This is a genomic window from Streptomyces enissocaesilis, from assembly GCF_039533765.1.
Taxonomy (GTDB): domain Bacteria; phylum Actinomycetota; class Actinomycetes; order Streptomycetales; family Streptomycetaceae; genus Streptomyces; species Streptomyces enissocaesilis.
The window spans coordinates 1-22744 of the sequence record NZ_BAAAUD010000111.1; the positions used below are offsets into that span (position 1 = coordinate 1).

The 22744-nt window shown below is 70.4% G+C and carries 15 protein-coding genes and 1 pseudogene; 8 read left to right on the forward strand and 8 right to left on the reverse strand.

Going from position 1 to position 22744, the window contains the following annotated elements; translation table 11 throughout:
* The first annotated feature begins 53 nt into the window (after window positions 1–53).
* Window positions 54–578 carry a hypothetical protein gene (locus ABD374_RS33290; protein WP_344500677.1) on the forward strand — a complete coding sequence of 175 codons (525 nt, stop codon included), beginning with the start codon at window positions 54–56 and terminating at the stop codon, window positions 576–578.
* 43 nt (window positions 579–621) lie between these two features.
* Here the strand turns inward: ABD374_RS33290 and ABD374_RS33295 are convergent, their stop codons facing one another.
* The 3 genes from ABD374_RS33295 to ABD374_RS33305 all read right to left on the reverse strand — a co-directional run bounded on the left by ABD374_RS33295 (window position 622) and on the right by ABD374_RS33305 (window position 4000).
* Window positions 622–1827, reverse strand: coding sequence for an IS110 family RNA-guided transposase (locus tag ABD374_RS33295; protein WP_344500679.1), 1206 nt, complete (start codon window positions 1825–1827; stop codon window positions 622–624).
* Window positions 1828–1987: 160 nt separating this feature from the next.
* Window positions 1988–2449, reverse strand: coding sequence for a hypothetical protein (locus tag ABD374_RS34840; RefSeq protein ID WP_425577415.1), 462 nt, complete (start codon window positions 2447–2449; stop codon window positions 1988–1990).
* 393 nt (window positions 2450–2842) lie between these two features.
* On the reverse strand, window positions 2843–4000 hold the full coding sequence (locus ABD374_RS33305) for a S1 family peptidase (RefSeq protein WP_344500681.1): 1158 nt from the start codon (window positions 3998–4000) through the stop codon (window positions 2843–2845).
* A 337-nt stretch (window positions 4001–4337) separates the two neighbouring features.
* Here ABD374_RS33305 and ABD374_RS33310 point away from each other — a divergent pair, with 337 nt between their 5' ends.
* Entirely contained in the window at window positions 4338–5687 is a 1350-nt protein-coding gene (locus ABD374_RS33310) for an endonuclease domain-containing protein (protein ID WP_344500683.1), read from the forward strand.
* Window positions 5688–5843: 156 nt separating this feature from the next.
* On the opposite strand, the pseudogene ABD374_RS34845 reads toward ABD374_RS33310, so the two are convergent.
* Window positions 5844–6215, reverse strand: a pseudogene (locus tag ABD374_RS34845) (DDE-type integrase/transposase/recombinase); the annotation flags it as partial.
* Between the two features lie 44 nt (window positions 6216–6259).
* Between ABD374_RS34845 and ABD374_RS33320 the strand changes: the two are divergent.
* Window positions 6260–6868 (forward strand): TetR/AcrR family transcriptional regulator, encoded by a 609-nt coding sequence (locus ABD374_RS33320; protein ID WP_344500685.1) that lies wholly within the window; start codon window positions 6260–6262, stop codon window positions 6866–6868.
* On the opposite strand, the gene ABD374_RS33325 is transcribed toward ABD374_RS33320, so the two are convergent.
* Entirely contained in the window at window positions 6829–7779 is a 951-nt protein-coding gene (locus tag ABD374_RS33325) for an MBL fold metallo-hydrolase (protein ID WP_425577418.1), read from the reverse strand. The two genes, ABD374_RS33320 and ABD374_RS33325, sit on opposite strands and share 40 nt — an antisense overlap.
* A gap of 146 nt (window positions 7780–7925) precedes the next feature.
* Window positions 7926–8885 carry a serine hydrolase gene (locus ABD374_RS33330; RefSeq protein ID WP_344500715.1) on the reverse strand — a complete coding sequence of 320 codons (960 nt, stop codon included), beginning with the start codon at window positions 8883–8885 and terminating at the stop codon, window positions 7926–7928.
* Window positions 8886–8924: 39 nt separating this feature from the next.
* On the opposite strand from ABD374_RS33330, the gene ABD374_RS33335 reads away from it, so the two are divergent.
* Window positions 8925–9896 carry a LysR family transcriptional regulator gene (locus ABD374_RS33335; RefSeq protein ID WP_344500717.1) on the forward strand — a complete coding sequence of 324 codons (972 nt, stop codon included), beginning with the start codon at window positions 8925–8927 and terminating at the stop codon, window positions 9894–9896.
* 96 nt (window positions 9897–9992) lie between these two features.
* On the opposite strand, the gene ABD374_RS33340 is transcribed toward ABD374_RS33335, so the two are convergent.
* Window positions 9993–10457, reverse strand: a complete 465-nt coding sequence (locus ABD374_RS33340; protein ID WP_344500689.1) for a hypothetical protein — start codon at window positions 10455–10457, stop codon at window positions 9993–9995.
* A 308-nt stretch (window positions 10458–10765) separates the two neighbouring features.
* Here ABD374_RS33340 and ABD374_RS33345 point away from each other — a divergent pair, with 308 nt between their 5' ends.
* From ABD374_RS33345 to ABD374_RS33355, 3 genes are all read left to right on the forward strand, one after another.
* A complete protein-coding gene (locus ABD374_RS33345; RefSeq protein WP_344500691.1) occupies window positions 10766–11566 on the forward strand; it encodes a peptidoglycan-binding protein in 801 nt (266 codons plus the stop codon).
* Window positions 11563–12441 (forward strand): helix-turn-helix domain-containing protein, encoded by an 879-nt coding sequence (locus tag ABD374_RS33350; RefSeq protein WP_344500693.1) that lies wholly within the window; start codon window positions 11563–11565, stop codon window positions 12439–12441. Before ABD374_RS33345 ends, ABD374_RS33350 begins: the two co-directional genes overlap by 4 nt.
* A 287-nt stretch (window positions 12442–12728) precedes the next feature.
* Window positions 12729–13559, forward strand: a complete 831-nt coding sequence (locus ABD374_RS33355; protein ID WP_344500695.1) for an NAD(P)/FAD-dependent oxidoreductase — start codon at window positions 12729–12731, stop codon at window positions 13557–13559.
* Between the two features lie 105 nt (window positions 13560–13664).
* On the opposite strand, the gene ABD374_RS33360 is transcribed toward ABD374_RS33355, so the two are convergent.
* Window positions 13665–21299 (reverse strand): SDR family NAD(P)-dependent oxidoreductase, encoded by a 7635-nt coding sequence (locus ABD374_RS33360; protein ID WP_344500697.1) that lies wholly within the window; start codon window positions 21297–21299, stop codon window positions 13665–13667.
* A gap of 266 nt (window positions 21300–21565) precedes the next feature.
* Here ABD374_RS33360 and ABD374_RS33365 point away from each other — a divergent pair, with 266 nt between their 5' ends.
* Window positions 21566–22711, forward strand: coding sequence for an SDR family oxidoreductase (locus ABD374_RS33365; RefSeq protein WP_344500701.1), 1146 nt, complete (start codon window positions 21566–21568; stop codon window positions 22709–22711).
* Window positions 22712–22744 lie beyond the last annotated feature (33 nt).

Genomic DNA, 22744 nt, shown 5'->3' on the forward strand with positions numbered 1-22744 from the left:
GTGACTGATTCCCAATGATTCTTGTCAACCCTGTGAGCCGTAAGGTGCGGCCCATGGAATCGTTGATCGCTGCCGTCCGTGAACAGGACGAAGCTGCCCGTTTTCTCGCTTGGCCGGGTGACTTCGACCTGGACCGAGGCGACCATGTCGAAGAAGTCCACCTCGCCTCGGGCGCCGCGCTCGAAGGTTTCGCCGGCGACGGCGCCGGGGGCACGTACTTCTTCTGCGGCGAAGGTGGCGAGGAACGTCCTATCCTTTATGCCGACTCCGAAGGAGGTGCGGCTTTGGTTGCGATCGGCCTGCCCGAGCTCCTGCGGCTGCTGCTGGTCGCCCCGTGGTGGCGCGACTGCCAGGCGTTCACGGACGATGAGAGTCGCGGGCTCGCGGCCGAGTACCTGGAGGACATGCCGGATCTCGTGGCCCGGAGAGACCGTGCCGCGGCAGCCCTTGGCCTCGACCTTCCGGACCAGGCAGAGGTACTGGCCCGCTTGCGGGAGGTAGCTGTTCGGATGGGAGAGAAATTCGTCCTCATCTTCACGCCGGAGGGACACCCCTACGAGCCTCTCATCAGGGACTGAGACGCACCGCGGCACCAAGCACGCGCCGTCCAGGCAACAGGGATCAGCCCACGGCGAGACTGCGCTGAGGTGGTAGGACGTCGAAGGTTCGTTGGTCGCGGATGAGGGCCCACAGGACGTCGAGGCGGCGGCGGGCGAGGGCGAGGATCGCCTGTTTGTGGCTCTTGCCTTCGGCTCGTTTGCGGTCGTAGAAGGTCTTCGATGTGGGGCAGAAGCGGGCGGCGATCTGGGCTGAGAGGTAGAAGACTCGCAGGAGCCGGCGGTGGTAGCGGTGTGGTCGGCGCATGTTGCCGCTGATGCGTCCGGAGTCCCGTGGGACGGGTGCGAGGCCGGCGACTCCGGCGAGGCGTCCCGCAGTGCCGAAGGCGTCCATGTCCCCGCCGGTGCAGGCGATGAACTCTGCCCCCAGCAATGGCCCCATTCCGGGCATGCTGACGATCACTTCCGCGTCGGGATGCTCACGGAAGCGGGCAGCGATCTTCAGGTCGATGCTGGAGATCTCCTCGTCCAGCGCCAGAACGGCCTTGGCCAGGGTGCGGACCACAGTTGCGGCCGTGGTCTCCCCGGCGACAGCAGTGTGCTGGGCGTGCGCCGCGGCGATGGCGGTGTCCGCCAAGGCCTGGGTGCCGCGGACCTTGCGGTTCTTCAACCAGCTCGCCAGGCGGCTCGGACCGATTCGGCGAAGGGCAGCTGGCGTCTGGTAGCCGGTCAGCAGCACGAGGGCACCCTTGGATGCGGCGTAGTCGAACGCCCGCTCCAGAGCGGGGAAGTACTCCAGCAACTGGGCCCGCAGTCGGTTGATAGCCCGCGTGCGGTCGGCCGCGAGGTCGTAGCGGCGAGCGGTGAGGATCTTCAGGTCCACCGCGATCTCGTCCCAGTCCTGCAGAGGCTGCAGATCCCGGCGCATCCGAGCCTGGTCGGCGATGACGTAGGCGTCTTTGGCATCGGTCTTGCCGTCCCCTCGGTAGCTGCGGGAGGCATGGTGAACGGTGCGGCCAGGGATGTAGAGAAGCCGTTGGCCGTGACTGGCGAGCAACGCGATCAGCAAGGCGGCTCCGCCCGCGTTCAGGTCAACGGCCCAGGTCACCGGGGCGTCCTGAGCCAGTGCCAGGACGTCGCCTATCAGCTCCAGCAGTTCAGCCTCGTTGTTCGGTACTCGGCGCGAGAGCACCTTTGTTCCGTCCGTGTCGATCACCGTGCAGTGGTGAGCGGCCTTGCCGGCATCTGTCCCCGCCCAGAGCTCGGGCACCCGAACCTCCCTCGTCGATCGGTTGACTGGTCCCTGCAGACGACCACGCCGACGTGTCCTTACGAAGCGATCTCTGTTCGCTCATCCCAATGAGTGGCCGTGTCGTCGCGGGGCACTGGGCGGCCTATCAGTCAAAGCCACACGTACGGCATGAGCGCTTTCAGCCACACCCAGGCCCCTGGGTCTCCCGATCGTACGAAGGACCGGAATCAACCCGCCAACAAGGTAAGGAGCGTTTTCCATCCTGGTCGGTTGGCGAGTCCGAGGGTGGCGATGGCTCGGACGACGGCTGTGATCCGGGTGGTGCTGCAGTGGGGTTTCGGCAGGAGCCACCGGCACTTGAGGATCGCCGTGGCACGTTCGTCCAGGCTGCGGATTTTGTCGTGGTCCCGGTGGTGACGCCGGTGCCGGCCGCGCAGGTTCTTTCCCCGGAACGGGACGCGGATGGCAGGACCAGCACCCTGATACGCCTTGTCTGCCCCCAGCACTTGATGTCGTCGGCGGCCGGGGCGGCGGGAATGCCGTGGGTCCGGGCCGCGGTCAGGTCGTGCGTGGTTCCCGGCAGCGCGTCCGACGCCCAGATCAGGCGTCCGGCTGGATCGGTGATGACCTGCACGTTCATCCCGTGATGTTTCTTCTTTCCCGGGTAGCGCGGCCGGTCGGCGGTGATCGCTCAGCCGGCGGACATCGCATCGAAGACGTTGCCCTCCGGTGAGCCGGGTGGTCCGTCCGCCGGGCCGCGAGTCGTCTCAGGCCCCACGTACCAGGCCAGCCGTCGGTTCACGGGGGCGGGGTGGGGCGGGGCGGGGGCGTACGCCGCGCCGCGTCGGTGGTGATCGCGTTGGCGAAGCGTCGGGTTCTGCGTGTTCATGAAGGTGGTGCGCCGGATGGACTGGGGGTGGAGGCCCGTGGCGCACAGCCCGCTACGGATGTGTCTGACGGCATGTGACAGTGCGGGGCAGGGGCGGGTGGGTGGAGCCACGCCCCACTGGCGACGGCTCCATCCACCCGCACGTCAGGCGGTGTGCAGGGTGAGTCCGTATCGGCTCAGCACGGGGTTGATGGGCTGGTAGAAGGACTGACCGCCGGTGGTGCAGTTGCCGGACCCACCGGAGGTGATGCCCTGGGCCTGGTCACCGCTGATGTAGGCGCCCCCGGAGTCACCACCCTCGACGCAGACGCTCGTCCCGGTCATCGCGTAGACCGCGCCCTGGGCGTAGTTCACCGTGATGTTCTTGCCCTGGACGACGCCGCAGTGCCAGCGCGTGGTGGAACCGGACCGGCAGACGGACGCTCCCACGGGCACCTCGTGGGATCCCCGGACCAGCCGGTCGGGGACGGTGCCCCAGCCGAGGACCACCGGCACGGTCCACCAGCCGCTGCCGACGTTGACCCAGGCGTAGTCGTTGCCCGGGAAGCTCGACCCCTGGAAGTTGCCGATGTAGGACCGGTCCCAGCCGTACACCGCGGCTCCCGTCCTGCCGCAGTGGCCCGCGGTGACGAAGCCCCCGTGGACGGAGAACCCGATGGAGCAGCGCACGTTGCCGGTGTAGTACGGGTCGCCGCCGACGGTTCCGGCCGCGGTGGTGCGGGGAGCCTCGGCGATCTTCCGCACGGCCACCGGGCCGGCCTCGCGGGCCCGGTCGACGAAGGCGCGGACATCGTTGTCCGCCGCGCGGTCGGCGATGACGTCGACGACGACACGGTTGTCGGCGGGATCAACCCGCCAACTGGCCACACCCGCCGGGGCGGAGAGGGCGTCGATCCTCTTCTTGGCGGCGTCGAGCCGGCTCGCGCTGTACGTCACGACCTTCGCCGTCGCGCCGGTCGCGCGTACGGCCTCGGCGGACCGGGCGCCGGTGACGGCCACGGTCAACTTCCCGGCGTCGGCGTCGAACCACGCACCGGCGTAGGCCTGGCCGGCCGCGCGCCGGGCCCTGCTCTCGAGGGCGGTGGCCTTCTTCTCGGCGCCGAGCCTGGCGACGGCCTGGCTCCTGCTCAGACCGAGATCGCGCTGGAGGGCGGAGAGCAGCGCGGGTGAGGCGGGGGCCTCGGAGGGCGCGGCCGGGGGCGTGGGGGGCGCGGCCGCGGCCGGACTGCCGTTCGTCGTGGCCCAGGTGCCGATGAGGAGCAGGGTGGTGAGTCCGGTACGTATGGCTGTCGATCGTCTCAAGGCTGTTGGCCCTTCTGGGATCCAGCGATGTGGGGGACTGCGGAACAGAGAGCTGAGAGCGCTCTCACGGCCTGCGGACAGGACCCTAACGGAGGATCATGAGCAGGTCCATGCCAATGCGCCTGCCGTGTGGTGACCAGGCCGCGTCAGCGATGGCGGGCGGCCCCAGCGTCTCCCACGACCGGGCCGACGCTGACGCGGTGGCGCTCCGAGGTGAGGCAAGTACCGGCCCTGGTGGCCGAACGTCTCGATCTGGCCGGGTACGTGGCCGTTCTGCTCCAGCAGCGCGTGGAACACCGGCTGTCGGTATGCCGGTGCCGGCCGTTAGCCTGTCGGTATGCCTGAGCGTGTCATCCCGGGTCGCACGGGCGGCCTGATCACTCTGGGTGCCGCGGATGCCCTGTGGGCCGACTTGACGACCGGCAGCGCTGTGCCGACGGCTTCCGGGCCGTTCACCTGCCCTCCGGCCACTGGCCGGGCGGGGCACGTCTTGCTCGGCGCTCGTGTGGTGGGGACGGTGAGGGCAGGCGGCGGCCAGTGGAGTGTTTCGGAGATCGAGGTGCGTCGGGCGGCAGCGGAACTGAACGCGGTCGAGATGGATGGTCAGGACCTGGTCCGCATCGGTCCATTCCGTGACGTGCCGCAGCAGGAGTACGGCGAGAACACGCCGTTGCGATGGCGCCGGCGCATCACCCGGGAATTGCAGGAGCCGGATGGCCTTGAGCGGGCGGCACGAGGTGAGAGCGGCCGGCCGCACCATGTGGCGGGGATCGACTGGCGGCGGCTGCTCGTGGAACAGAGCCGCGACAGCGGGGAGCGGACGTGGTGGCTGCCGCGCGCCGTGGTCAGGCTGCTGGATGTGGCCGAGCACACCGAGACGCAGTGGTTGCAAGCCGCCCGGGCCGGTCAGGCAGGCGCAGCCATCGCCGAGCTGCCCTCCCGCCGCCGGCAGGCCCCAGCCACCGACAGCCGGCATACGAGTCCCGACGGCCCCACCGCCCCCTTGCGTCAGTACAACGGGGAACTGAAAGGCCAGCTGTACTCGGTACTCAGCAGGAAACCCGGGATCTCCCGCAAGGTGGCCGGGTGGACTTGTACCGTCTGCCGCACCGCACCGGCCGCCGTACTCGATCACTGCCACGAACACGGCTACGTCCGCGCCCCCCTCTGCCACTCCTGCAACACACAAGAACGGCCCGACCACCTGTACAGCAACGACATCCGCGTGGCCAATCACTACACACGCCTTTTTGACACCCACACCGCCGACTGGCTCCGCCACTGGCACCGCTGTCCCGGCTGCCGCACCCGCACCACCCTGCCACTGCCGCACCTCGCCGCATGGACCGCGCACATAGCCTGCCGATCACTGCGCCCCACCCACCGCGACCCCCGCGGCTCCCGCGGGCGCACACCCTGCGGTGCGCTGCGCGTGTCCTGGACGGGAAGTCAGAACGCGCCCCGTTCCTGCCTGCTCACTGTCACCGTCGACTTCTGTCCCTCCGGCGAGCACCGTGTCCTGGCACAGGTCCCCTACCGTGAAGCCGCCGAGCGGTTTGGCACCTGGCTGGCCGAGACCGCCCCCGCAGTGGCCGCCGCGGCCGGCCCCGACCGCCTGGACGGCCTCCCCGCCCAGTCCCGGCCGGTCATCGCGGACACCGGCGGTGAGGGCCTGGCCCTGTTCTGAGCAAACAGCGGGAGGCCCGACACCAATATCGACCCGTACGCGCCCGATTCCGACACGCTCGCCGACACGGCCGAGAAACGGTGTTGTCGCGTTGTGGGGTGAGTGACTGCCTGATGGTGCGTCGGGGCGTGGCCGGCCCGTGGCCCGGGCGTGTGTTCAGGCAGTGGTGGGACCGACGGCGGCGCCGGTGTTCCGGTCCCGGAGGGCGAAGCGGATGGTCATCTCGGCTCGGTGGCCGGAGGCGTTCATCAGGTGGCGGCGGGACCGGAAGGGGGAGGTGAGACGCCGCTGAACGCGGACAGGGGCCGCTGGGTCCCGTCGGCGGAGCAAAAGGCCCTTCATCGCGCGTTCACGCTGCCGGGCGAGCCGGTGGCTGTTCTCGGCCCGGTTGCTCAGTCCCTTGTGCGAGCGCTGCTCGACGGAGGACATGACCTCGCGGCGGGCGGCGCCGTAGGAGCGGAGCTTGTCGGTGACGACCCCCCGCGGCACCGCACGCGTCTTCGTCATCAGGCGGCGGAGGAAGCGCCGGACGGTCTTCGCTGCCCAGCCCTACGACCCAGCCCTACGACGACATGACGATGGAGCAGGGCGCCGAACCTGCCGGTTTCTCCCGCGCTCTGCCCCGCCGTCACTTCCTGGGGAAGAGGGAGCGCTTCGCCGCACTCTACGAACAGGTGTCCGGTCAGCTGCTCGCGAAGAGCAGGGCGGACCCCTCCGAGGCCCTGGTGGAGCAGCTCACGGAAGATCTGGACGCCCACATCGAGTACTTCGCGGAAAACCACAACACCGTCCTGGCCACGAACCGGGTGCCGGCGGGCGACCGCGTCATTCAGACGGTCATCAGCGATGAGCCGGACGCGCTGCGGGAGCGGCTGCTGGGCGCCCTGCCCGTCTCCCAGGGGCACGTCCGAACCGCGGTGCCGGCCGTGCTGAAGGGCCGGCTGGTGTTCGTCCAGGTCCTGTGCCTGACTGGCTCGTCGACGAGAACCGCACGCGCCAGGAACTCCAGGACGTCTGTACCGGCGCCCTCGTGGACGCCCTGCGCCCGCTCCCCGACGAGGACCCCGCCCCTGACTGGCCGCCTCGGGCCGCACAGCCGGCCGGAAGGCGCCCCACGGCAGCGGGTGATCCCCGCTCTTCGCTACGGGGCAGGGCTCTTCGGCCGCATGTCTGCGCCGTAGGTGGTGCGGTAGTCCGGGACGACGATCCGGCTCGCCGGAGACTCCTGCTGGACCAGCGCGACAAACGCGTCCAGGTCCATCGCCGGGTCGCGACGCGGTGGTTCGCTCAAGGGCTCCTCGAAGTTGTCCCAGTGGACGGGCACGACGACGCCGGGCCGCCCGAGTGCCCGCAGCAGCCGGGGCACATAGCGGGACGTCGAGGCGCTGGACGGCACCGCGATCATCGCGAGATCAGGGCTCAGCCCTTGGACCGCCCGCTCGCAGAAGTCGCTGGCGCCCATCAGGAAGGCCGAGGGGCCGCCGTTCCCGGCCGTCACCTGGAAAGCGAGCGTGTCGCCCTCCGGCAGGTCGGAGATGGTACGGGGGGCTGCCGACGGTGGCGCGTTGAGCGTGCCCGGGGCGAAATAGGTGTGCCGCTTGTTGCGGCTGTGCAGGCTCGACACGACCTCGACCGTGAGTCCGTCGAAGTCCAGCACCTCGCCGCCTTTCACGACCGAGATCTGCCCAGGGTCGACACCGAACGCGACCAGCAGGTGGAACGTGGTCTCGGTGCCGAGGACCCGGGCGCCGGTGGTCATGGCGATGTGGGGCACGTCGGCGATGTGGTCCCAGTGGGAGTGGCTGACCAGGACGATCTCGGGGCGGCCGATGTGCTTCCGTACTCGTTCGGGATCGGACCTCAGCTTCGTACCCGGCTCGAAGCCCCCGTCGAACAGGCCCGTCTTGAACCGGGTGACGTACGGGTCGAAGAGCACGGTCCGCCCCTCGGCGTCGATGCGCCAGCCGGACGTGCCCAGCCAGCGGAAGGACGCCGAACCGGCCGGCGAGCCCCTACGCGTCGCCGCGGCGGCGGCGGGGGCGGGGGAGGGGAGGAAGGGAGCGGCCGCGCCGAACGTGGCGCCGCGCAGCACCGTACGTCGACCGAAACCCTGGACGCGCCGCTTCGGGCGCTGTGCGTCTGTGTCGTCGCTCATGAGGCCAGGAGATCAGGAGGTACCCGCCGCCGTCCAAGATCAAAATGCCTGCGGTCTCATACGCGAAGACATATGAGGCCAGGTCAGATGCTTTGGTGGCGTAGGAAGTCGACGGCGATCCGAGCCGCCGCGCCGATCGCCGTGTCCACGGCTGGACGTGAGGCGGCAAGTTCCCGCGTGCGGGCGAAGACGGAGACCGCGTAGCGGCTGCCGTCGGGATACCGGACGACTCCCGCCTCCATGTGCAGGCCGGGCAGGGTCCCGGTCTTCGCCGCGATCGTCACCTCGTCCGGAAACCCCGACACCAGCCGGTGCCGGAAAACCTGGCGGGCCATCAGTTCCCGCACCTGCGCGCAGGCGTCCGGTGGGCCCGCCTCGTCACGCCAGACGAGGCGCAGCAGCCGGGTGATCTCGCGGGGCGTGCTGGCGTTGGTCCGCGAGGGATCCAGCACGCTCATCCGTCTCTTGCGCTCGTCCGGGAGAGCCGGGTAGCGGAGGGCGAACTCCCTTTCGTCGCGTGCGCCGACCTCGGTGAGCATCGACTGCAGTACGTCGCGGGGACCGCCCACGATCCTGGTCCCGTCGAGGCGGAGTTCCCCGGCCAGGAGCCGCACCGTATCCAGGCCGACCTGTGCCAGCAGCAGGTCCGCTGCCGAGTTGTCGCTCACCGAGATCGCGAAGAAGGCCAGGTCGCGCAGGGACAGCTCAACGTCGTCCGCACAACCGGCCGTGCCCCAGCCTCCGAGCCGGTCGGCCGCCGTGACCCGAACCCGCTCACGGGGGTCGAGCTGGCCGGCGGCGACCTGGCGCGCGAACTCCAGGACCAGCAGCACCTTGAAGATCGAGGCGATCACGACGGGCTCATCAGCGTCGACGGCCACCTCGTCGGCTGCCGAACGCGTGCCGACGGCCTCTTCGTCGGTTCCCGAACGCGTGCCGACGGTCACCTCCTCACGGCCTGACTCCCCGCCGATGGGAACCGCGTGCAGCAAACCCTCGGCACCCACTCCCGCGAAGACCTCGCGGATCCGCTCCTCGACCATCGGACCGCCCCTCACGTAAGGTTTCTGGCTGTGGATCTCTTGCGCCACCTGCGCATCTTCGTCGCCGTCGCCGACGAGCTGCATTTCGGCCGGGCCGCCGACCAGCTTGGCATGACCCAACCACCCCTCAGCCAGGCGGTGCGCAGACTGGAGAAGGATCTCGGCGCCGAACTGTTCGACCGGTCGCACCGGCAGGTCAAGCTGACGCCCGCAGGAACGGTGTTGCTGGACGAAGCCCGGGAACTGCTGGTCCGCGAGGAGCGGTTGCGGACGCTGGCCCGCCGCGCCGGGGACGGCGATCTGGGCACCCTGCGCGCGGGCGTACCTCCCGACATGACGGTCGCCACGCTGTCCCTGCTGCTCGGCGCCTGCGCGGAGCACCACCCGGGCATGTCCGTCGATCTCCAGGAGATCACCACCGACGAGCAGCTGCGGCTGCTCGCCTCCGGCGGGCTCGACGTCGGCCTCGTCCACCAGCCCGTGGACACCACCGGACTCCGTCTCGGCCCGGAGGTGCGCGTGGAACTCGGCGTCGTCCTGCCCCGCATCTCACCACTGGCCCGGCTTCCGGAGGTCGCGCTCGCCGAGCTGTCCGGTCACGACCTCGTACTCCTTCCCCGTGCGCAGGCCCCCGGCTGGTACGACCGGATCATCGACACCTGCCGGGCCGGGGGCTTCGTGCCCACCCGGCTCCGGCACGCCTCCCATCCCGAGTTCCTGCTGGCCCTCGTCCATGCGGGCCACGGCGTCGCCTTCGACCAGGGGCCGGTGGCCCGCAAGGAGCCCCGCGTCGTCTGGCGGCCGCTGGCAGGCCGCCCCCTCACCCAGCGGATCACCGGCGCCTGGCCCGCCGGCCGGTCCGCCCACCCGGCAGCCCCTCGCTTCGCCGAGCTCGCGGCCGACGTGCTCGCCCGCGACCGCACGGCGACCCTGCGCCGCGACGACCGCGCGTCCCTGCCGGAGGGGCCACCCCGCCCGTGGGCGGTGGTGTACGACGAGACGGCATGGTGATCGTCGGCAGTCCCGACGCCGCACGCGACCGGCGGACGCTCTCCTGCGGCGTGACCGGTCGTCCCCGGGTCCGGGGCCCGGGGACGACCGCGTTTGTTACGGCCAGTTGGCGGGGACGGTGCCCTGCCGCACCTGGTTGGTGCCGCTGCACTTCCCGTCGTCGGGATCGCCGAAGATCTTGATCGTGTCGACGTCGTTCGCCCAGGTGGTGCCGTTGGGGTGTGCGTAGTTGCCGAGGTTCACGGCGGTGTTCGCCGGGATGCAGATGTACCTGTCCGGGGTGGCGCCCGTGTCGATCAGCCATACGGAGTCGTCGTTACGGGTGTTGACGACCGCGTCCGGTTTGTTCCTGATCTCGGCCGGCATGTTCTGGTAGTAGGTGTCCTGGAACCAGCCGATGAGGGTGCCGCTGGAATAGGAGCCGTCGTACACGCACACACGCGGGTATGAGCAGCCGTGCATGCTGGCGGCTGCGACGGGCGAGGCTGTCAGCGGGGTGAGGGCCGCGGCCAGTCCGGCGGAGGTGAGCAGGGTCACCGCCAGCTTTCTGGTCAGTTTCATGAGAACACTCCTGGTGAGGTGGCATGGGCGGAGCCGACCGCACCGGCCGGCTCCGCAACGAGACTGCGGGTACGGCGCGATGTCCGGCCACAGTTGACGTGGAAGTGGCGTCGGCGCGGGACGTCCCAGGCGCTGACCTGGGGGGACATCGCCCGCCGAGTCGGTACGGTGGGACGACCGCGAGCGGGGGTGCCCGTTTCTGCGCCAGGCCGGGGTCGCCGTTCCGTGAGCGTTGTGACGGCTGATGCAGAATGAGGCCGGGACGCGCAGGGCCGGACCGGCGTGCCCTGACGCAAGTGAGGGGAGACATGCCGCGTTGGAAGGCGCTGCCTGCGGGCCTGCATCCAGATGTGCACCAGTTGATCGTGCGATTGCGCAGAATGAAGGACCGCAGCGAACTGAGCACGCGACAACTGGCGGCGAAGACCGGGTACGGCGCAAGGTCGTGGCAGCGGTATCTGAACGGCAGGTCACTGCCGCCGAGGAAGGCCGTCGAGGTGATGGCCCGCATCTGCGGTGACGATCCGACCCGGCTGCTGGTGCTGCACGAGATCGCCGCCGAACGCTGGGCGGACGGCCGCGTGGTCGCCGCCGGTGCCCCGGAGAGCGCCCCGTCGACGTCGGCGCACACGCCCACGGAGCGCCAGTCGTACGTGCGCTGCCCGCGCGCCCTGGTCACGGCGGGAGCGGTGGCCCTGACGCTGTCCGTCTCCGCGGCGCTCCTGCTGGCCGTACGGCTCGCCGATGCCCGCGCCGAGCTCGCGGACGAACGCGCCGGTACGGTCGGGACGACCCCGGCCATCGTGACGGAGTCCTTGGTGCCGGTCTCGTACACGTGCCGGCTGGAGCGGCGTGACGGCCGCTGGTACGCGGGCCTGAGCCGCACCACGGACACCATCCTGGCGTACACCCACGTGGGACCGGAAGTGGCCGAGGCGCAGTGCCTGTTGCGCCGGACGGGCGTCCCGCCGGGGGACATCGACGGCGTCTTCGGCCCGCAGACGCAGCGCGCGGTCGAACGCGTCCAGACACGGGACGGGCTGGTCGTCGACGGCGTCATCGGCCCGCACACCTGGAAGGCCCTGCGCGAGGGGGCGGCGCCGAAGTGACCGCGGCACACACCCGGCTGGCCGTGGCACTGCGGGAGGTGCGGGCCCGTACGGGGCTGAGCCTGGCGGCGTTGTCGGAACGCACGGCGTACAGCAAGTCCTCGTGGGAGCGTTACCTCAACGGCAAGAGCCTGCCTCCCCGGCAGGCCGTACAGGAACTGTGCCGGGTCGCTGACGAACCGAACGGACGGCTGCTGGCCCTCTGGGAGATCGCCGAGTCGGACTGGAGCGGACGCGCGGCCGTTCCCGCCCCTGCCGCCGTTGAGCCGCGACCCCAGCCACAGCCGCAGGGACCGCCCCGACGCCCTGAGACCGGGCGGCCGTGCGGACGCAGGGGCCGGCTCACGGTGGCGCTGGCGTCGGCGTACACCGTGATCGTCGTCGGGGTGGCACTGCTGCTCTTCCTGCTGCCGGGTCGGGAGGACCCGGAGGACGAACCACCGTCGGCTTACCCTCCGTACTCCCTCGCCCCCCAATGTCACGGAGCCGCCTGCGAGGGGCGGGACCCGATGCGTCTGGTCTGCGGCATCAGTCCCGAGACCCTCATCACGTACCGCACCGCCACCGGCGCCCATGTGGAGCTGCGCTACAGCGAGAAGTGCGGCGCGAGCTGGGCCCGGACGTGGGGGGCCCGGATCGGTGACCGGGTGGAGGTCACGGGGGGCGGCCCGACCCACGACGTGCGCGTCGAGGACAGGGCCGACGCGGAAACCTACCTCTACACCGAGATGACCGCGGCCCGCCCCGACAGTACGGTCCGGGCCTGCTTCCGGCCCGCGTCGGCCGACGGCGAACGGGAGTGCGTCGAGGCCCGCTCGGGCGAGGCCCCCACCACGACCCGGCCGCCCTCACCTCGCCAGGCCGACGAGGAGTAGCCCTTTCCGGGGGCCCTGACTCCTGGAGCCCGAGAGGGAAGAGGCGATCAACCAGCCGGGCAACCCCACCCGCCGGCACCGCCGGGGCGAGGCTTCGGCCGTGACCACTTCCACATCGACTTCGGCCGCCGGCAGGTCTGATCGGCACCGGGGCCTCCGCCATTCAGTGCATCCCACACCTTCAGCGCCGCGCTGCTCGTCTCGACGTCTACCAGCGCACACCACCCTGGAACTTGCCGCGCCTGCACCGCCGCACCACGGCCCTGGAACGGGCTGCGCTGCGGCGCGTGCCCGGTCTGCAGAGCCTGATGCGCAACACAAGCAATTGGAGCCGGGAACTCTGGGCCCTCGCCTTCGTCCCGGGTCACCCCTGGGCGCGCGCAGTGGTCGGCACCGTGGCCCGCCTGCACCGGCTCCTGCAACTTCGGACCCCGGCCCTGCGCGGTCTCACCCGCCCCTCGTACCGCGTCGGCTGCAAACGCATCCTGCTCGCGAGCGACTACTACCCTGCCCTCAGACAACCCAATGTCGACGTCATCGCCCAAGCCGTCAAGGAGGTCGACCCGTACACCATCACGGCTGCCGACGGCACCCGGCGGCCCGCGGACGTCATCGTGTTCGGCACCGGTTTCCGAGTCTTCGACCCGCCGATCTCCCACCGCATCACGGGTACGGACGGCCGGACGCTGGCCGACCACTGGGGTGAGGGCATGACAGCCCACAACAACGTGACCGTGCCCGGCTTCCCCAACCTGTTCCTCTTGCTCGGCCCGAACAGCGGACTGGCACACTCTTCGCTGGTCCTCATGCTTGAGGCGCAACTCGGCTACCTGCTGGCTTGCCTCAGCTACGTGGAGCGCAACAAGGCGCAGGCGATCGAAGCCACCCGGCAGGCATGGCATACCTATCGGCAGCAGACGCGCGACCGCGCGTCCGGTGCAGCGTGGATGACCGGTTGCGACAGTTGGTATCTCGACCCGCGGACGGGCCAGAACACCGCCCTGTGGCCGCGCCCCGTCTTCGCCTACCGAAACCTGCTCCGTGCCTTCCGCCCCCAGGACCACACCCTGACCGGCCACATGGATCCTGCTCTTGGGATGCCGGGGCAACTCCGTTAGGGAGACGGAGCCGCCGGACAGCGACAGGTCCCCGCACCCACCGGTGCGGGGACCTGTCGCTTCGTGGCGCGTCGGGCAGGTTGTGCGCCGCGCTGCCCGGCCGGCCTAGGCGACCGGGGTGCTCACTGCTTCAGCCGTGGTGCTGCCTGCCTGATGCGGAATGCTGGGCGTGGTCGACGCAGACCCGTCGGCGGGACGCAGTCCCAACCGCAGGTACACCGTCCGAGCGACATCGGTGAGCGTCCCCGTGCTGCTTCGCAGCAGTTCCATGGGCGGGATGTCCACCCCGAAACGCCGATTCAGGATGACCAGGAGTTCGGTACCCATGAGGGAGTCCATCCCGTAGGAGTCCAGCCGCAGATGTGGATCAATCTGGGCGACGTCCATCTGGAGGATTCCGGCCAGTAGTTTGGCAAGGATCTCGGTCAGGTAGGCGGTGGCCTCTTCGCTGGGCATCTGGGAGAGCGTGCGCAGCAGTTCCTCCTGGTCCAGGTCCCCGTCCTCGGCCTGTTCCGGTACCAGCTGTGAAAGCCGTGGGCTGGAGACGGACGGCAACACCTTCTTGAGACGTCCCATGTCGCTCCGGACGACGCCGGCGACCTCTGCACCGTCCCCCAGAAGTTCTTCGGCAGCGGAAAATGCCTCACTGGGGCGGAGCAGCCCGAAGCCGATGGCAGCCAGGGATTGACCCAGGCCGTTGCGGGCCACGTAGCCGGCCTCCCCGACAGCTCCCCAGGCGACGGCCAGTCCGGCCCGGCCCTCGCGGCGCCGACGCCGGACGAGTGCCTCGAGATAGAGGTTGCCCGCGGCGTAGGGCGCCTGCTTCACATTTCCGAAGGTCGATGTCTCGGAGGAGTACATCAGGAACAGGTCGCACTCCCGGTCCCGCAGGAGCAGGTCGAGGACCGCCGCACCGGCAATCTTGGGTGCCATGACCGAGGCCAGGCGGTCGCCGGACAGCTCGGTGAGCAAGGCGTCGTCCAGGTGCATCGCGCAGTGCACGACGCCGCGCAGCATGTTCCCGGTGGCGTCGATGTGGTCCACGACCTCACGCATGGCGTCCAGATCCGTGACGTCGGCCGCGTACACCGTTGCCGTCACGCCTCGCGCCGTCAGGGCTGTCACCACGTCCGCGGCCTCAGGGGCCTCGGAGCCACGGCGGCTGACCAGCGCGATATGGCGTGCGCCCAGTTCGGCGAGCCAATGAGCGGTGGCCGCACCGAATCCGCTGGTGCCTCCCGTGATCAGGTAGGTGGCCGTCGCGTCAAGGCGGGTGATCGTAGGAGTGCGCTCGATCAGAGGCGGTTCGTCCAGGGGGTCGAAGGTGACGACGACCTTCCCGATGTGCCGTGAGTGCTGCATGAGGCGGAACGCCTCGTCGACGCGTGCCGCGGGATAGGCGGTGTGCAAAAGCGGCCGGAAGGCCTTGGCCGTCAGCTCCTTCTTCGTCACGGCAAGCAGTTGTTCGGCCTCCCGTTCGTCCGCCAGTACTCCGATGAGGTCGAGGCCGAAGAAGGTGATGTTGTTGCGGAACGGCCGCAGCGGCAGCGATTTGCCCTCGTACATGTCCCGCTTGCCCAGTTCGACGAACCGGCCGCCAGGCCTGAGCAGCTCCAGACTGCGGACCATGCCCTCGCCGGCCAGCGAGTTGAGGACCACGTCCACGCCGCGACCCCCGGTGATCTTCTGCACCTCGGCTGCGAAGTCCAGGGTGCGGGAGTCCAGGACGTGTCGCACACCCAGCGAGCGCAGGAGGTCGCGCTTCAGGGCGCTGCCCGCCGTGGCGATCACTTGGGCGCCACATGTTTCCGCGTACTGGAGGGCGGCCAGGCCGACGCCGCCGGCCGCGCCGTGCACCAGGACCGTCTCGCCGGGCTGGAGCCGTGCGAGGGTGCCCAGACCGTAGCGGACGGTCGCGCAGGCGACAGGCAGGGTGGCAGCCTCGGCGAAGCTGACGTCGTCGGGCAGCGGCCACAAGGCCCGCGCGTCGGCCACCACGTGGGACGCCAGCGAAGCGGGGACCAGGCCTGCCACCCGGTCACCGGGCGCCAGTTCCGTCACGCCCTCGCCGCAGGCAACGACGACGCCCGCGCATTCCAGGCCGCAGCCTGCGGCTGTGGGGGTGCCTTCCACTGCTTCCGCAGGCAGCAGGCCGACGCTGCACATGAGGTCGCGGTAGTTCAGCGCGGTGGCCCGCACGTCCAGCAGTACTTCGCCCGGGCCGGGCTGCGGAAGCGCCCGCTCCTCCCAGGCGAGCTGGTAGGACAGGCCAGGGTTGTCCACTCGCAGGACGAACGGCACAGTACCGTCGGAGGGCTGGGCCAGGGCTCGGGGTCGTTCCCGCGGAACGAAGCGGTCCGCGGCGGTGAGCAGGACCTCGTCCTCCTCCGTGGGCCGCAGAATCTCCTGCGCCAGCCGAAGTGCGTCCGCTGTCGGGTCCGTGGTCCGTTCCAGAGTGACCCGGCGGCTGACCAGTCCGACCACCTCGTTGACAAGGCCGCGGGACATGCCCCACAGGGCAGCGTCCAGCTCGTGCGTGACCTCGTGTGAGGGGATGGCGCCGCAAGGCTGGGTGACGAGCCACAACTCCGTTGGTGCGGCGGGCGACGCGTGGTCGATCGCGACGACCAACGAGCGCAGCAGCTCGGCCCGGCGGACGGCCTGGGCCGTCAGTTCGTGCGGTGCGGTTGCGAAGGTGTCCCCGAGAACGAGAACGACGGCGACGGTTTGCGTGCCGGGCTCGCCGTGAGCTTCCCGCAACACCTGTGTCCAGGTCGCGTCGTCGTCGGGCATGGTGATGACGCGCGCCGGACTGCCGTTCTGGGACATCGCGGTGGCGGCGCCGGTGGCCAGGTCTTGGTCGGCACCTGACTCGACCGCCACGATGAAGGCTGTGTCGTTCCGGTCCGGGGACGTCGTGCAGGGCTCTGCTGCGGCTCCGGTGCCGGTCGCGGTCTGACGGGGCAGGGCGACGACAGCGGGGGAAGCGGTCGCGCCCTCGGAAGGGACGGCGGCAAGCAGGACGGAGACGCCGTCATGCCCCTCGGGCGTCTCGTCTCCGGTTTGGAGTACCTGGGGGTAACCGCATTCCTGCAACAGCGTGATCCAGGCGTCTCTGGGCAGCAGCAAGGAGTGGGGACGCAGCTCCTTGTCGGTGTTGCCGTAGAAGCTGTCCAGGAAGCCGAAGAAGGGCACCAGGTCCAATGGGTTGTGGGGTTCCAAGGCCAGGAGCTGTCCGCCGGGTGCCAGGAGCGTTGCCACGTTGCGCAGGGCGTCCGCCAGGTCGGGTGCCGTGTGCAGGGAGTGTCCGGCGATGACGAGGTCGAAGCTGTGCGGCGTGTACCCCTGCCCGGTGGGGTCGTGGGCCAGGTCCAGGGTGCGGTACTCGACGAAGTCGTAGGCGGCGAAGCGGCTTTGCGCACGGGGAAAGAAGAAGCCCGAGACGTCGCTGAAGCAGTAGTGGGTGCGGTCGCTGGGAAGCACCGGCAACAGCGCAGCGGTGGCACCGCCCGTTCCGGCCCCCACCTCCAGGATGCGAAGTGTCCGCCCCTGCGGCCACCGGGCGACGATTTCACGGAGCAGGGCTTGAGCGATCTGATTGGGGAACCGAGCGGCCGGCAGGACGTCGTAGAACTGCTCCAGCGCCTGCGCGCTGTGATCGGCCACCAGGAGTTCCATGGGGTCGGCGTGACCGCGCAGGATGCGGCCCATCGCTCGTCCCTGGTGGGTGGCGAGGGCCAGCGCGCACGTGAAGGCCGGGCTGTCGGAGGCCACCTGACGTGTCAGGTGTACGGTGTCGGCCCGCGAGGCCGTCAGTTGCCAGTGCTCGTCGCCGATGGGCGTGAGCAGTCCGGCCTTCTCCATCAAGGGGAAGAGGAGCGGCCAAAGTCGCGCGTGCTTCGGCAGGGCTCCTCCTGCCACCAGGTCCGTCGTGGTGAAGGGCTGGGCGGGGTCGGGTACCAGCCCGGCGATGGCTGCCGCCATGTTCCGCGCCAGGTGCTCCTTCAACAGCATGGACGGGAGCGCGGGAGAAATGCGCTGCCGCGCCAACTCGCCGATGCTCCGGGCGGCGCCTTCGGCGATGCGTCGCGGCGAAGGCAGTGGCGACGGCGCGGCCGGCCTGTCCATGCGAGGAGCCGCGCGCAGTTCGGTGCGGTGCACCTGGACCGGGGAGCGCCGTGCAGCCGCGACGCGCCTCAGCCGGCAGCCCTCCAACTGGGCGCTCACGTGGCCGTTCTCGTCGGTGAGGACGATGTCCCAGCACACTTCGTTCGGTGTGCGGCTGCGTTCGCGCACCCACACCACGCCGTCGGGTGACGGCTCGTCCCACACCCGGACGGCGCCGATGGCCGTGGGCAGGAACGCGGACCCGTCCTCGACGAGTTCCCGCAGGAGCGGGGCCCCGGATTGCAGGGCGCCGTCGAGCAGTGCCGGGTGGGCCGTGTACGGGTGGGCCGGTGTGTCGTGCCGGTAGCGAGCCAGCACCTGGCCCGCGCCGACGTCGAGGCCGGTCAGAACCTGGAACGTCGGCCCGTAGTCGAGACCGCCGTCCGCGCAGGCCGCGTAGTGCTCCTCGCCCGTCAGGTGCCGCGGGCAGCTTTCGGCCAGGGCGTCGAGGTCAAGTGCCGCGGGGCGGGGGCGCAGCAGTGCGCGTACCCGGGCCCTGACGTGTGCGCGCGGCTCCGGCGTGCGGGTGCTGGTGCTGCTCACCGTCAGCATCCCGTCGTCCGGGTGCAGCGCCACCTGGGTGCGGATGCTGGGTGCCTCGGACCACGGCACCACCAGGGCGGTGAGGATGTCCAGGTGCTCCACCTCGACAGCCTGCCCGAACGTGGCGTGCCCGGCGGCGAGGGCCATCTCCGCGTAGCCGGTGGCGGGCATGACGACGGACCCGGCGACGCGGTGGTCGGTCAGCCAGGGGACGAGCGCCGGTTCGATGCTTCCCTCCCAGACCGGGTGCGGTGCGGTGACGCGTCCGCCGAGCAGGGGGTGCACGAGGGCACCGTTGCGGTGCCAGGTGTCCGCGTCGCCGTTCCAGTGCCGCTCGCGCTGCCAGGGGTACGCAGGCAGGCTGACGACGCGACCGGGCTGCGGGAAGTACCGGTCCCAGTCCGTTTCGGCCCCGGCGGCGATCAGCGCGGCGGGCACCACGGCCAGCTGCCGGGAGCCGCTCATGTCACGGCGCAACGTGGGGACGACGACCGCGCTCGTACCGGTACGCGCAGCAGTGATCCTTCGCAGATAGGTGCGCAGCACGGGGTGCGGACCGATCTCGACGAGGATGTCGCCGCCGTCGTCCACGGCCCGTTCGACGGCGCTGGCGAAGCACACCGGTTCCCGCACGTTGCGCCACCAGTACGCGGCGTCCAACGCGGTGCCCGAAACGCGGCCTCCGGTCACCGTCGAGTACATCGCGATGTCCCCCTCGCCGGGGGTCAGTCCTTGGAGCGCCTCGTCGAGGGCTTGGCGCTGGCCGTCCATGGCGCGGCTGTGGAAGGCGTAGTCGAGGTCCAGGTCGCGGAAGAACACCCCGTGGTCGTCGAGATGAGCACCGAGGGCGGCCAGTGCGTCCGCGTCACCGGCGATGGTGACGTCCTTGGGTCCGTTCACGCCGGCGATCTCGAGGGCATCGCCCCAGGGGGCGATCTCCTTGGCCGCCCGCTCGGGCCCGAGGCCGACGGCCGCCATACGTCCCAGGCCCGCCGTCCGCGCCTGGACCCGGCTGCGTTCGGCGATCACCCGGGCCGCCTGGGCGAGGGTCAGGGCGCCGCTGGTGTATGCGGCGGCCACCTCGCCGACGCTGTGGCCCAGCACCAGCGCGGGTGTGACACCCCGGTCGCGCAGGACGGCGACGATGCCGATCTGTACGGCGAACAGCAGGGGCTGTGCCACCTCGGTGGCGGTCAGCGACCAACGGTCGGCCGGCAACGCCAGTTCGTCCAGGACCGACCAGCCGAGCCGGGGTTGGAGTTCGGCGTCCACGTCCTCGACGGCCTTGCGGAACACCGGCTCCTCCCGGATCAGGTCGGTTGCCATGCCCGCCCACTGCGAGCCGTTGCCGGAGAAGACGAAGGTGACCCTGCCGCACGTCGCGGCCTGGGCGACGGCAGCGGAGAGGGCGTCGGTGCCGCCCGTGCCCGTTTCAGGGGCCCGGCCGGTCTCCTTGGGCCCCTCGCCACGGGCCAGGGACGCGAAGCCCCGGGCCGCTTCATGCGGTGACCGTGCGAAGACGGCTGCACGGTGTTCGTGCGCACCGCGGCGCAGGCACGAGGTGTACGCCAGGTCGTAGAACGCGTCGTCGTCCGCACCTGCCAGTCGTTCGGCCATGGCCGCGGCGGCCTCCGACAGTGCCTGTGGCGTGCGGGCGCTGGCCAGCAGGGGCAGCGCCTCGGTCGGCGCCGTGTGCGCAACGCGGGCCGGAACCTGCGGGGCCGCGGTGAGCACGACGTGCGCGTTGGCCCCGCCGAATCCGAAGGAGTTGACGCCTACGACGGGCCGGGCGGTCACGGACACCGGAAGCGCCTGCTGATGTGGGGTGAGACTGAGGCCGAGGCCGGTGAAGTCGATGGCCGGATTCGGGTTTTCGGCGTGCAGCATCGCGGGAATGGTGTTGTGCCGCAGCACCAGCAGCGCCTTGCACAGGCCCGCCATACCGGAGGCGGGTTCGAGGTGGCCGAGGTTCGTCTTCACCGAACCGATGGGCAGTGCGCCGCTGATGCGGCGTACGCCCAGGGCCCGTCCGATGGCCTGCGCCTCCAGGGGGTCGCCGACGGGGGTTCCGGTGCCGTGGGCCTCGAAGTAGACGACCTCGTCCGGATCGACTCCGGCTTCTGTGTAGACGTGGCGCAGCAAGTCCTCCTGCGCTTCGGCGCTGGGCAGCGCGAGGCCCACCGTGTGGCCGTCGCTGTTGGTGCCGCTGCCGAGGATGACGCCGAGCACGCGGTCCCCGGCGGACAGGGCGTCCGCCAGCGGTTTGAGGACCACCATGCCGCCGCCCTCGGCGCGCACGAAGCCGTCGGCTTCCGCGGAGAACGCGGCGCAGTGTCCCTGCCTGGACAGCATGGACGCCTGTGAGAACCCTACGTAGTGGTAGGGACTGAGCAGGATGTTCGCTCCGCCGCACAGTGCCACCCGGCTCGTGCCCTCCCACAGGGTGTGGCAGGCACGGTCCAGAGCAACCAGCGAGGACGAACAGGCGGTGTCCACCGCCATGCTGGGGCCGCGCAGATCGAAAGCGTGGGAGAGGCGGTTGGCTGCGATGGAGGAGGCCGCGCCTGCCATCGTGTAGGGGCTGACCGTTTCCAGCGACATCATCTGCAGAGCCCCGTAGGAGGCGTCGGAGATGCCGACGTAGACAGCGGTGTCGGAACCGGCGAGCCGCGTGGGTGCGATGGCCGCGTCGTCCAGCGCCTCGGCCGCCAGTTCCAGCAGGAGCCGGTGCTGCGGGTCCATGTGGGCGGCTTCCTTCGGCGAGATGCCGAAGTAGGCGGCATCGAAGCCGGCGATGTCGTCGAGGAAACCACCGGCGGAGGTGTAGCTGCGCCCGGTGCGCATCATGTCGTCGGCCACGAAGCGGCGGGCGTCGAACCGGTCGTGCGGTGCGTCGCCGACCGCCTCCCGTTCCGTGCACAGAGCCGTCCACAGCCCGTCCATGTCGTGGATGCCGCCCGGCAGGCGGCAGGAGACGCCGACGATGGCGATGGCTCTCTCTGGGGCGGCAGAAAACAGGTCCTCGGTCACCGGACGGCCTTTCGGTCTACAACGGGGGGCAAAACATCCCAGATCGCTCCGCACTGTAGCCAGTTGGGGGTGACGCGCAGTCAGGAAGATCACCCCAGTGCGCGCGGTTTCTCGTATTCACCCGTGCGAGTGGCGACGTCCCACGATGACGTCGGCCGCTCGTCCGAGTGGCTGTGCGCGGGCACGCCTCGTACGACGGTCAGGGCCCGAGGAGGCGGCGTAGCGTCTGGGCCGTCGCCTCGCCCTCTCTTCCTCAGGAGCCCCCCTTGTCCGTCCTGCTCACCGGTGCGACCGGATTCCTCGGCTGCCGCATCCTGCGCGAACTCCTGGCTCGTGGTGAGGACGTCACCGTCCTGGGCCGCGGCACGCCGGAGGAACTGCGCGCTCGGGTCGATGCGGCTGTGACGTGGCTGGACGCCCCGCCGCTGGCCGACGAGGCCCTCGCGGGCGTCCGCTACGTCAGCGGCGATCTCACGCAGCCGGGGCTTGGCCTGACATCCCAGGACAGGGCTCGCGTCACGGAGGGCCTCACCGGTCTCTGGCACTGCGCCGCCATGATCGTCCTTGAGGGGGACCCGGCTTTGCTGCACCATGCCAACGTCATCGGCACCCGCCGCGTGCTGGAGCTGGCGGACGAAGCCCCTGACGCGCGCGTGTTGTTCCTGAGCACCGCCTACGTCGCCGGACGGCGCCGCTCGGGCCACGTCAAGGAAACCGACCTGCTGGACCGGGACGGGTTCCAGACGCTCTACGAGGAGTCCAAGTACACCGCCGAGCGTCTGCTGCACGCCTGGGCGCGTGCGGAAGGGCGGGACGTCACCGTGTTCCGCCCCAGCCTGCTGGTCACCGACCGGCCGGTGCCTGCCGGACTGCCCGAGCAGCCGACCGACGTGGCGATCCGGTTCATCGAGAACGCCATGCGCAACCGCACGGCCGAGCATGCGGCGGAGCGAGAGCTGCTGGGTGGCCCGCGCGGTGATGCGGCGCAGCAGCCTGAAATTCTGCAGTACCGCATCGAGGGTGATCCCGAGGGCACGCTGAACCTGCTCCAGGCCGACTATGCGGCCCGGGCCATGGTGTTGGCGGCATCGTGCGACAAGCCCGCGCCGGGTGTCCGTACTCTGCACGTCACCCATCCGCAGAGCGTGAGAATCGCGACGGTGACCGGTGCCCTGCAGACCCGCTTCCCGGGCCTGCTGATCAGCATCACCCCGGAACTGTCCCACCCCACGATCCCGGAGCAGCTTATCGCGAAGCACGGGACGCGACTGCTGACGTTCAGCGCCCAGCGGCGCTCGTACGACCGGAGCAACCTCCTCGCGACGGTCGGTGACCTCCCGGCCCCCGACCCCGTCGACCATGACTACCTGCTGCGTGCCTTCGCAGGGGCGGAGGCCCCGGCGCACGTGTGAGTCCCGGGCTCCGCCTCGGGCAGGGAACATACC